This is a genomic window from Bacteroides sp. 43_46, assembly GCF_001915455.1.
Classification (GTDB): domain Bacteria; phylum Bacteroidota; class Bacteroidia; order Bacteroidales; family Bacteroidaceae; genus Bacteroides; species Bacteroides caccae.
In genome coordinates, this window is the sequence record NZ_MNQN01000098.1 from 1 (window position 1) to 11,192 (window position 11,192).

The 11,192-nt window shown below is 35.8% G+C and carries 10 protein-coding genes and 4 pseudogenes; all 14 read right to left on the reverse strand.

Annotated elements, in window-relative coordinates:
* Positions 1-184: 184 nt before the first annotated feature.
* On the reverse strand, positions 185-1,537 hold the full coding sequence (locus BHV72_RS07870; protein WP_373590556.1) for an IS66 family transposase: 1,353 nt from the start codon (positions 1,535-1,537) through the stop codon (positions 185-187).
* Between the two features lie 257 nt (positions 1,538-1,794).
* On the reverse strand, positions 1,795-2,565 hold the full coding sequence (locus BHV72_RS07875; RefSeq protein WP_286855556.1) for a glycosyltransferase family 2 protein: 771 nt from the start codon (positions 2,563-2,565) through the stop codon (positions 1,795-1,797).
* Between the two features lie 95 nt (positions 2,566-2,660).
* Positions 2,661-3,585: pseudogene (locus BHV72_RS07880) on the reverse strand (IS66 family transposase); the annotation flags it as partial.
* A gap of 146 nt (positions 3,586-3,731) precedes the next feature.
* Positions 3,732-4,067: an IS66 family insertion sequence element accessory protein TnpB gene (tnpB, locus tag BHV72_RS07885; RefSeq protein WP_286855557.1), complete on the reverse strand. Its 336-nt coding sequence runs from the start codon at positions 4,065-4,067 to the stop codon at positions 3,732-3,734.
* Positions 4,061-4,415: pseudogene (locus BHV72_RS07890) on the reverse strand (hypothetical protein). The gene tnpB and the pseudogene BHV72_RS07890 overlap by 7 nt, the downstream one beginning before the upstream one ends.
* A gap of 88 nt (positions 4,416-4,503) precedes the next feature.
* Entirely contained in the window at positions 4,504-5,955 is a 1,452-nt protein-coding gene (locus BHV72_RS07895) for a lipopolysaccharide biosynthesis protein (protein ID WP_286855558.1), read from the reverse strand.
* Positions 5,955-6,764: an LbetaH domain-containing protein gene (locus BHV72_RS07900; RefSeq protein ID WP_286855559.1), complete on the reverse strand. Its 810-nt coding sequence runs from the start codon at positions 6,762-6,764 to the stop codon at positions 5,955-5,957. The genes BHV72_RS07895 and BHV72_RS07900 overlap by 1 nt, the downstream gene beginning before the upstream one ends.
* A gap of 5 nt (positions 6,765-6,769) precedes the next feature.
* The gene (locus tag BHV72_RS07905) at positions 6,770-7,408 is read right to left on the reverse strand and encodes an MBL fold metallo-hydrolase (protein WP_286855560.1); all 639 of its coding nucleotides are present in this window, start codon (positions 7,406-7,408) and stop codon (positions 6,770-6,772) included.
* The gene (locus tag BHV72_RS07910) at positions 7,405-8,148 is read right to left on the reverse strand and encodes an SDR family NAD(P)-dependent oxidoreductase (RefSeq protein ID WP_286855561.1); all 744 of its coding nucleotides are present in this window, start codon (positions 8,146-8,148) and stop codon (positions 7,405-7,407) included. Before BHV72_RS07910 ends, BHV72_RS07905 begins: the two co-directional genes overlap by 4 nt.
* Positions 8,149-8,152: 4 nt before the next feature.
* The gene (locus tag BHV72_RS07915) at positions 8,153-9,217 is read right to left on the reverse strand and encodes a 3-oxoacyl-ACP synthase III family protein (RefSeq protein ID WP_286855562.1); all 1,065 of its coding nucleotides are present in this window, start codon (positions 9,215-9,217) and stop codon (positions 8,153-8,155) included.
* 59 nt (positions 9,218-9,276) lie between these two features.
* On the reverse strand, positions 9,277-9,504 hold the full coding sequence (locus BHV72_RS07920) for a phosphopantetheine-binding protein (protein WP_286855563.1): 228 nt from the start codon (positions 9,502-9,504) through the stop codon (positions 9,277-9,279).
* Positions 9,505-9,521: 17 nt separating this feature from the next.
* A complete protein-coding gene (gene fabD, locus BHV72_RS07925; protein ID WP_286855564.1) occupies positions 9,522-10,436 on the reverse strand; it encodes an ACP S-malonyltransferase in 915 nt (304 codons plus the stop codon).
* Positions 10,437-10,695: 259 nt separating this feature from the next.
* Positions 10,696-10,947: pseudogene (locus BHV72_RS07930) on the reverse strand (capsule biosynthesis protein); the annotation flags it as partial.
* Positions 10,928-11,192, reverse strand: a pseudogene (locus BHV72_RS07935) (UpxY family transcription antiterminator); the annotation flags it as partial. The pseudogenes BHV72_RS07935 and BHV72_RS07930, both read right to left, overlap by 20 nt.

The following is an 11,192-nucleotide window of genomic DNA, read 5'->3' on the forward strand; positions in this document are numbered from 1 at the left end:
CAGTATTAAAAGGTAATATTTGAACATAGGGAAATAAACAAAAAAAATAAAAAATATATATGAGATATTTCATTATAATATCATTATTCAGAAAGGACTGTAAGCACTCAATTTAGGGCGCCCCCCTTTGAAAGGGCACTTTCAAGTGCTCTAAACTGAGTTGAGTTAAAAATTTGTTCTATATTTAACATTGGCCCGTAGCCAAAGCAATCTTGTCAGGAACCATATTAACATAGTCCCTGCACCCGTTTAAGATTTTTTTGAAAAAAGTTCCGATGAAGTCCCATGCCAAACTTCCATGAAGCTTCACCGTACTTATCACGCTGTGATAAGTAGCGGCCATCTCAGCTCCTACGTCACTGCCATAATGCAAGGAATTGTTCCGCTGAGTGGTTAGTTTCCGGATAGTCCGCTCAGCAAGGTTGTTATCTATCGGTAGTTCCCCATCATCCAGGAAAGAAAACAGCTCTTTCCAAAATTTATTCAGATAATTGAGCGCTTCTGTGTAGTACGGACTTCGGAACTCAGTCTCCTTTGCCAGTTCACTATCCATCCCGCTGCGTGTCCTTATCACGATTTCCTTGGTTTCTAAGCCTTGTCTTTCACGAAGCCTTTCTTCAGGAGTAAGACCGGATTCATCCAAGTACTTCTTGCCTTTTTTCAACCGGTTGCGCAAGGTGTTGGCAGATATGGTCATCCTCATATCAGTCAGCCATTGATGTAAAAGTCCGAAAGTCACATTCTTTACATAAACCTCATAGGCAATGGTCTGCAAGAACTCCGGAGTCACCGTCGTACCTTCAAAACGGGTCACAACCTCAGGATGACCGTCACTAGGGAAATAGCCCCATTTAGGTTTACGACCGGATTCCACATAATGAACCATTTCAAAAAGTTCCTCCACTAGAATGGTCTTCAGACTGAATACCGGCACGGAGCGCCGTTCAATGATACGACCGAGGACATCAGGACGATTGGGCAGGTCACGTTCTTTCCCGGCATTCTCCGAAGAAGAACCGCACTGGTTGTTATCAACCGAATCGGTACTAAGAGTTGCTTCAATACCGTCAAAAACGTCCTTCTCATTGCCACGGTCAGGTTCAGGATTCTCGGGAGTACCTGAAGCCGTTTGCTTTCTGACTTTCTGACGTCTGTCACCGAAAAGTTCCTGATCCGCATAGTCTAGCTTCTCCTGAAGAGACTTTAGCTTATGTTCAGCGGATTTACGAAGTTTGCCTTCTTCTGATAACCGGCCCAACAAATCAGACTGCAGGGCTTTCGATGAAGACAACTCCTCTTCCTGTCTGGACTGGAATAAAGACAACTGCTCCTCAAGCTCCTTTTGCCTGGCCATGAAAGCTTCAAGAACAAACTGCATAGCCTTCTGGATCAGAAGGGCTTCCTGGTGCTGTTCTGCCAAGTATTGGATATACCGTTTTTTTTGATCATCTACCATACCTTCACTATAATTTACAGGAGTGAGCGAGTAGGTTTCCCTACTCAGTAGCTCCCGCTTGGATTCAATTATATGTTGCACATCCTTAAACCTTTCCTTAAACCATTTCTGTAATATGTTATGGGGAACTTTATTCCTCAAACAAAAGGACTGGAGAGATTCTCCATGGGGAAAGGCCTCGCTTTGGTACTGAAAGTAAAATCTTTCAAGATCTTCGCTACTATACATAATTTTTAAAATTTAATGTTCGCAACGAAGATATACCTTTCTATTTTGAGCCATTAATTGAGTGCTTACAAAATATACAACATGATAAATTAAAGTATTAAGATTTACTCTCATAAAATCTTAGTAGTTACATATTTCTTCACCGTTCGATATATAAGAATAAGAATATCTTTAACAGTTAATAAAAAAGAAGAATTTCCATGAGAAATCCGTAGTCTTTTACGCTCCTCTATTTGTCTCTTATCAAAGTTACTACTAATACCACTCATTCTAAAATGAGCAATGGTTTCATCACAATAGCAGAAAGAACATCCATTCTCATAAAGCCGCAACATCATATCCCAATCAGCTGAGATTTTATATTCAATATTAAAAAGACCATATTTTTTATATGCATCTGATTTCACGAAGGTAGAAGGATGAAAAATAGACATTTGCTTCTTTAATGTAGACAGGTCTCTCGCTGGCTTTACAAGCTCTGGAATTTCTTTTTCACACATCATATTCCCATATATAATAATGGGATCTTCTTTTATTTTTGAAACAATCTTTTCAATAGCATCAAGTTCATACCAATCATCTGAATTAATTATACCAATATAATCTCCTTTTGCATACGATATTCCTTTATTCATCGCATCATAAATTCCCATATCAGGCTCGCTTATCCAAAAAGAGATTTTATCTTGATATCTTTTTATTATTTCAACTGTACCATCTCTACTTCCCCCATCTATAATAATATACTCTATATTAGGATACGTTTGTTTAGTCACACTCTGAATAGTCTGTTCTATAGTATCAGCAGAATTATATGATACCGTAACAATAGAAACTAAAGGTTGCAGTATTAAATGATACGCATTATATTTATCAATCATATAGCCAACTGTAAGTACTCAATTTAGGACATCCCCCTTTGAAAGGGCACTTTCAAGTGCCCTAAACTGAGTTGAGTTAAAAATTTGTTTTATATTTAACATTGGGCTGCAGCCAAAGCAATCTTGTCAGGAACCATATTAACATAGTCCCTGCACCCGTTCAAGATTTTTTTGAAAAAAGTTCCGATGAAGTCCCATGCCGAACTTCCATGAAGTTTCACCGTGCTTATCACGCTATGATAAATGGCGGCCATCTCAGCTCCGACGTCACTGCCATAATGCAAGGAATTGTTCCGCTGAGTGGTCAATTTACGGATAGTCCGTTCTGTAAGGTTGTTATCTATCGGCGACTCCCATCATCCAGAAAGGAAAACAGCTCTTTCCAAAATTTATTCAGATAATTGATCGCTTCCATGTAGTACGGACTTCGGAACTCAGTCTCCTTTGCCAGTTCACTATCCAGCCCGTATCCTTATCACGGTTTCCTTGGTTTCTAAGCCTTGTCTTTCACGAAGCCTTTCTTCAGAAGTAAGACCGGATTCATCCAAGTATTTCTTGCCTTTCCTCAGCCAGTTGTGCAAGGTGTTGGCAGATATGGTCATCCCCATATCAGTCAGCCATTGATGCAAAAGACCGGAAGTCACATTCTTTAGAATCGATACTAAGAGTCGCTTCAGTACCGTCAAAACAGTCTTTCTCATTGCCACGGTCAAGTTCAGGATTCTCGGGAATACCTGAAGCCTTTTGCTTTCTGACTTTCTGACGTCTGTCACCGAAAAGTTCCTGATTCGCATAGTCTAGCTTCTCCTGAAGAGACTTTAGCTTACGTTCAGCGGATTTACGAAGTTTGCGCTCTTCTGATAACCGGCCCAACAAATCAGACTGCAGAGCTTTCAATGAAGACAACTGTTCCTCAAGCTCCTTTTGCCTGGCCATGAAATCTTCAAGAACAAGCTGCATAGCCTTCTGCGTAAGAAGGTCTTCCTGGTGCTGTTCTGCCAGGTATTGGATATACCGGTCTTTTTGATCATCTGCCATACCTTCACTATAATTTACAGGAGTGAGCGAGTAGGTTTCCCTACTCAGTAGCTCCCGCTTGGATTCAATTATATGTTGCACATCCTTAAACCTTTAATTACAAAACTGCAAGAAATAAAACATCTTAATTATCTGACTTTTAATATTTTAACTATAGGATTTTCAAGTATCAAAACCACATCTTTCCAATCTATACGGTAAAGGGTACCAGAACCTTTACGCTCCACTTTCAGGAATTGGTAACCTGACACAAACTTCTTTTCAAACAGACTGTAAGAACGGTTATCAAATGAAAACAAACGAACTATCCGGCAATTCCGTGACATCACAAGAAAGACATCGCCATTACAGGGTTCACGATGAAGACGCTCACGGATGATAGACAACACACGGCTGTGTTTACAACGCATATCGGTAAAGTCACGGATATAAAAGAAATGGTTCAGACCGGTGACACTCAGCATAGACCCTCCAACTTCTCTATCATAAGGACCAGCTCCAGATAGCTTAAATTCTTTTGGGATAAATGTAAACCGGTACTCATACGCACCTCAACCCAGATACGAACTGGATTGTCTGACTTCTCAGACGATGGAGGAAGAGAAACCGGCATAGACGATTCCTCATTCTCTTCAGAGGGAACGCCGGCAACTTGAACTGCAACTATTTTTTTGAGTGTCCTTATACCACTTATAGAACACGTTATGGGGAACTTTATTCCTCAAACAGAAGAACTGCAGAGATTCTCCATGAAGCAAAGCTTCGCTTTGGTACTGAAAGTAAGACCTTTCAAGATCTTCGCTACTATACATAATTTTTTAAAATTTGATTCGCAGTGAAGGTATACCTTTCAATTTTGAGCCATTATTTGAGTGCTTACCAGATGCCCCTAATCATATATTATTTCACTCGATGAATGGGCAATAGGTCGTATATTAGATCTAAATAGTATGTTTTATAGAATAGAAAAACAAAAACAAAAGTACCTACACAAGCTGAAACAAACACTCTCATATATATAGAATCATTTTTTAGAAAATAGTTAATTACTAACATACAAGATAACATTATGACACAGCGCATATATATTGGAAATACATCTTTAAACTGCTCTTTTAATGGATAATTGATAGGTCGTCCACAGAAATAAAGATTTAAAAACAATAATGCAATAGCATAAAACGCATTACCACATACAAAAATTATAATATCAAAATGAACAGTCACATACAAGATCAAAATCATTAAAAAACGTCTTGCGATTTCCAGATTCAATAATACTTTACTCTTATTTTTAACAAGTAATATATTTTGATTTATAGAATGTAATGGATATAAACTTCCATTAATACAAAGAATGAAAAAAAAAGTTCCAGCAACTCTCCAAACCTTATCCCCCATCACTATTTCGAAAAAATCTAAAGAGATACCCATAAAAAAAAACTGTATTGAAGCGACAAAAAATACAGTTATCATTATAATCTTGCGATACGCTTCCTTCACATCAGCATTAGAATTATTTATTTTAGATAAAATAGGATATGTCACACGTTGAATTACTTCCGTAGAACTCCCAGACAGAGACATACGTATTCTATCAGCTTGACTATAATAACCTAAATCTATCGTTGAATAAACGCGACCTATTATAAGCAAATAAATATTACTAAAGATATTACCTATAAGTCCGACAAACAAAAGATTAGTCGCAAAGTTTAAATATTTCCTAATACTTGCTAAAGAGAATAAGAATTTTGGATACCATTTAGACTGTATCCAAAGAAAAATGGACCTAAAGCCATATAAAAAAATATTCTGAAAAACTAGTGCCCAAACATTCCGATATAGTACTGCCCAAATAATTGCTAAAATACATGACAAAATAGAAGAACAAAGAGATACGACAAATATTTTCTTGAAATCTACTTTACGAATGAGTATAGTATTCTGTATCACTGCAAAAGCATTCAAAGGAATCACTAAAAAAGTAACTCTAGCAATATCCTTCAAAGAGGGTTCTTTATAGAAATCAGCTATAAACCCAGAGCTAACGAATAATAAAAGATAAACAACTAAAGACAAGAACAAATTTAAATAAAAAACAGAAGAATACTCCAAATCAGAAACTTCTTTTTCTCGTATTAAAGCTTGACCAAATCCAGAATCCATAATTGTATTCCCAATCACTGTAAAAACAATCAGTAATCCTATCAATCCAAAATCAGAGGGAGTTAAAAATCTAGCCACAATAAAGGTGCATATAACCTGAAGACCCATAACAGAAAATCGTTCCAAAGCCCCAAACATAGTACCGCGGATAGTATCTTCTTTTAAATTATTTTTCTCCCTCATTATCTCTGTTTATTTTTCATTTTCTGTTCACATTCTGCCTCTAAATCTTCTTCATAAGCATGAGTCATAGTCACCCCAGTATCTATTACTTTTGCTGGGTTCCCTGTAATCAATAGATTCTCACCTTTTCGCATATATGATCCAAAGACTTTACTCCATGAAGAAATTACACTACCATTTGGAATTTTAGTCCCCTTACCAATGTTAACATGATTACCAATAAACACTTTGTCCCCTATAAATACCTTTTTCTTTTTAGGATAAAGTTCACCGCTGGACACATCAATCAAAAAATGAAAATCTGTATCGAAGATTTCACAGTCCCAGGAACAACCAGAATTAAAGCCTATTTCTATAGATTCCTCACTAGCAATAATAGAACGTGCTCCAATTGTATTATTCCCTTTAAATGTAATGTTAGCATCTTTGAATATCCATAATTTAGCACCTGGATGTATTTTAGCATATCCTTGAAATTCCAGACTTCCTTTATTGGTTATATATGTTTTATCAGAATTACTTTCAATATCTTCTATTTTATGGACTCCAAATGAAAGCATAAAAGGATGTATTTCATCTATATTCAAAATAATATTCCCATTCCCTCTAAATCTCACATTCCAACCAATAACTAAAGGTAATTTAAGAGCTTGCCTAAATGAAAAGAAATAGAAGTTATAATATAAAGTCTTTAAAAGGTTCACACGCTTAAGATAGAAAAAAATTGTTCGTATACCTTTTAATATATCGAATAAACAAGGAGTCTCTTTGACATTTTTTATGAACCAGCTTCTTATACTATTTCCCATTTTATTTATTTAATTTTACAATCTATATTTTGAATTCTGACACGATCGTAGTAAAAACATTCTTTATGTCCTGGATAGACCACAAAGTTTCCTTGACTTAAGATTTCTTTCATTCTCGTTAACGAAACATTATAATCTTTCAAATTACCCCCTTTCAGTTTTAATATCACTTTCTCGTCCGGTATCAACATATCCCCTGAGAAGAAAGAATTCTCCACCCAAAAGCACATGGAACCTAATGAATGCCCAGGAGTCAGGAGGAAATAGAATTCAAATCCTATTAGTTGAAATGCAGTATCTTTCTCTATCACAATATCAGCAGCAGACAACGCAAAACCAATACCATTGTCAGCAGCAAAACGCGAGAGATTCCAACGATCATCCTGTATATTCTTACTACAAACTTCAGAAGCTATAATCTTCACATTCGGATATATTATTCGTAAATGATTACAACCCTCAATATGATCATAATGTTCATGTGTAAGTATTATATATCTAGGATTTAAATTATTTTTCTCGATATAATCTTCTAATTCAATAGGATATTTAGTTCCTGGATCTACTATTACACAATCTACACCTTGACTAAGTATATAGCAATTAGAAGACATAGGTTTATTGATAATGGCAACATTTTTCATCTCAAGGTAACCCCACCATCTATAACCAAACTTATACCAGTTATCCAACAAGATGCATCCGACAAAAGAAATATTATTCCATTTGCTATATCTTCCGGCTTTCCCAAACGTCCCAATGGATAAGACTTAGTATTGATTTCCAATTCTTCTTCACTTAAGCCATAAGCCTTTACCATTTCTGTATTAACCATTCCTGGTTGAATTGAATTTACTCTTATCTTCATAGGAGACAATTCTAAAGCAAGCACTCTCGTCAACGAATTAATTGCACCCTTTGATGCAGCATATAACGTATTTGATACGGTTGCATAAGTAGACGAAATTGATGATAAAAATACAATAGACCCCCCTCTAGCCAATTTTTTCTTTTTTAGAAGATACTTTATTAATAATGCGGGAGAAAAACAATTTATTCTAAACATGTTATCCATTTCTACTCCATCAACATACTTTATCAAACACTTATTATTAATTCCGGCCGAATTGACAACACCATCTATAATGGGTAATGACTCAACAAGAGATTCAATATTATCGTAATTTGTTAAATCTACAATTTTGCACATGTGATTACTCCCTTCAAGCATACTTTTCACTTGATTGAGTCTTTCTTCATTACGTGCAATTAATATAACAGTTGCTCCCATTTTAGCACACAATATGGCAGTCGCCTTCCCAATGCCTGATGATGCCCCAGTAACTAATATAGTTTTCCCAGAAAGTGTAAAAAGTGAATCCATGTATCTATAATGTTAATAATTCAGGAACTACAATCCTATTAGTAGTTATATGCGCTGTACCAAGAGATAAGCCCACTCCAAATCCTGTGAATAAGATATCCAATTCTCTACTTTCTAATTCATTTTTCAAATTAGTAACCATCAGTAAAGGAATACTCGCGCCACTAGTATTACCATATTCCTGTATATTATATGGGGTCTTTTCGGTTGATATTTTTAACTTTTTCCGTATTTTCTCACATATTAATTTATTGGCTTGATGTAGCAATAAATAATCTGAAGTTTCCGGAGTAATTTCAAAATGTTCAAATAAAGCTTTGAATGCTTTAGGAACATATGAGATAGCAAATGAAAAAACTTCCAGTCCATTCATATGTAAGTGCAAATTACTTCTTTTTATACCATCCTCATATTCTCTCATAATAAAAGATTCTGGAGTTACGGGATTTCTGTATCCCCCATCTGGTACAATCAAAAAATCTTTACCAGCACCCTGAGTCATAAGATTAAATTGTAATTTATCAGGATTCTGAGTATTATGTTCCACACATATAGCACTCCCAGCATCACCTGCTATCAAGTAATAACTCTTATCTTCTTCACTTGCATAATAAGATTGAGTGTTACCAACCAGCAATAAACCTTTTTTAATATTTCCAGTTGACAGCATATTGGATATCAATGATAATCCATAAACAAATCCAGAACAGCCTAAATTTACATCGAAAGCCATACAAGAAGTAGATAGCCCCAGCCTATCCTGTATTATACATGCAGTTGCAGGCATTTTATAATCCGGCGTTTGACAGACAAATATCAATATTTCAATTTCCTTCTTATCCCAACCTAATGTATCTATTAACTTCTCCGCTGATTGTAAACAAAGATCAGAAGTACATACACTTCCATCATGTTTAACCCAATGTTTCCTTTCAACGCCAGTAATTTCTATGTACTTCAAGATATCTTCCTTTGGCAATAAGGATAGTTCTTTATTATCCGAAATAGAAGAAGGTACGCAAGCTGAAATTCCTGCGATTCTTACGTTTTTTATATCTAAAAATGCCATATATTAATATGCTCTATTATATATTTATTGCTAATTAGCAACACTCAATTCATAATGTACTACTTAGATTCAACTAAATTATACAGTTCTTCAATTGTTGATACAGATCTTAAATCCGCACCTGTAATTTGTTTATCAAACTCCTCATCAATCATTGAAATAATTGAGAGTCCAGAGAGAGAACTCCATTCATCCAACTGACGATATTTCGTATCAGCAGTAAACTCTGTTATAGGGGTCTCATCAAATTCTTCAGCAAATCTTTTAATAAATTCAGCTAATGTCATAATCGTTATTTTTAAGTTTATAAAATATTTAAATATTCAGTAGCAACTTTAATAGAAGCAACCTTTAAATTTGGACACATACGTATTACTATTTTTTGTAAGGTATCATCAGGTCCTACTTCATAAAATTCAGTTATCCCATCTTTTTCCATATTTCGTATCATCTCTGTCCAACGAACAGGATGAGTAATATGCTTAATTAAGTTATTTTTAATTTCTTCAGGATTAGTATGAGGTAAAGCATCAACACATTGGTATATAGGGATGTATGGTTCATGAAAAGTAGTATTTTTTATAATTTCCCCTAATTCTATCCCTGCTTCTTTCATATAAGGTGAATGAAAACTACCACCGATAAGTAAAGGTACAGCCTTTTTTGCACCTTCCTTTTGGAATGCTTTACAAGCCAATCTAATCCCCTTTTTTGAACCAGTTATAACAACTTGTCCAGGACCATTGTAGTTAGCAAAGTATATTAATTCACCAGTTTCATCTCCAATCTCCTTAATTCGTTTTTCTACATATTCATCACTTAGACCAATTATTGCACCCATACCCGTATTAAACTTTTCACATATCCTTTGCGCAATAGTAGCTCTCTTTAATACAAGATTCAGACCATCCTCAAAACTAATAGTACCATTTAAAACTAAAGCTGCAAACTCTCCCAATGAATGTCCTGCTACTACATCTGGCTTTAGAGTTTTTTGAATAGATGCGGCAACCACTTCATAAAGGAACACAGCTGGCTGAGTATTCTCTGTCTTCATGAGTTCCACTTCAGTACCATAAAACATAACATCAGAAATACGACGTTTGAAATAGTCATTAGCTTGTTCAAATAATTCTCTGGCTTCAGAAAATTCATCATAAAGTTCCTTGCCCATTCCTTGGCATTGACAGCCTTGACCGGGAAATATAAAAGCTTTCAAAATACAAATTAATAAAATATTATTACGATAAAAACACTCTTACTTTTTTTAATTCATCTATAATAGATAGATTGCCTCTACGATCCAAGATTTTAGAAAGGCTTATTATTTACTTCATTAATATCCATAATATTAATATAAATTCATTTAGTCACTTTTACTTTTAGACTAGTTCAGAAATCTCTTCTTACCAACATCCAACAAGTAATTAAAAACACAGCTAAAAATACGAAAACAAAAACATAAACAATCATTCTTAGATATCCGTACCCGTGGCGTTGGAAGCGTTCACGTTGTTCTGCTGCTCATAGAGCTGCTTCACACGCAGGGCCTGCTCCTTAGTTACACCCTTGCAGGCTAACTCGGAGGCCAGCAGCTTTTGTTCCTTGCCCTGACGGATACCGTCCTTCACATATTCAAGTACCTGGGAATTGTTCATACTCTGAGCGAAAAGAGGAGATGATCCCGACAGAAGGATCAATAACAAAACACTAAACTTTCGAAGTATCATTGATTAAGTGAATAGGCTCTACATAACCGATCGGCATATCAACACAGGCACAACCGAGCATATTCAAACGGACGGCAATCTTACTCTTACTCCCGACAGTCACCAGTTCGCCGACAAGGCCGCTCAAAGGACCTTTTATGACACGCACCTTCTCACCACGGGCCAAAGGAGAGTCATTCATACAGACGGCTTCATCAGAATAATCGAGCATGAAACGGAAACGGGCCATTTGCTCGTCGGGAATT

Coding starts and splice junctions, on each gene's coding strand:
- BHV72_RS07900 (WP_286855559.1), bottom strand. CDS start 6,764: ATGGGAAATAGTATAAGAAGCTGGTTCATAAAAAATGTCAAAGAGACT.
- BHV72_RS07920 (WP_286855563.1), bottom strand. CDS start 9,504: ATGACATTAGCTGAATTTATTAAAAGATTTGCTGAAGAATTTGATGAG.
- BHV72_RS07915 (WP_286855562.1), bottom strand. CDS start 9,217: ATGGCATTTTTAGATATAAAAAACGTAAGAATCGCAGGAATTTCAGCT.
- BHV72_RS07895 (WP_286855558.1), bottom strand. CDS start 5,955: ATGAGGGAGAAAAATAATTTAAAAGAAGATACTATCCGCGGTACTATG.
- BHV72_RS07910 (WP_286855561.1), bottom strand. CDS start 8,148: ATGGATTCACTTTTTACACTTTCTGGGAAAACTATATTAGTTACTGGG.
- BHV72_RS07905 (WP_286855560.1), bottom strand. CDS start 7,408: ATGAAAAATGTTGCCATTATCAATAAACCTATGTCTTCTAATTGCTAT.
- tnpB (WP_286855557.1), bottom strand. CDS start 4,067: ATGCTGAGTGTCACCGGTCTGAACCATTTCTTTTATATCCGTGACTTT.
- BHV72_RS07875 (WP_286855556.1), bottom strand. CDS start 2,565: ATGATTGATAAATATAATGCGTATCATTTAATACTGCAACCTTTAGTT.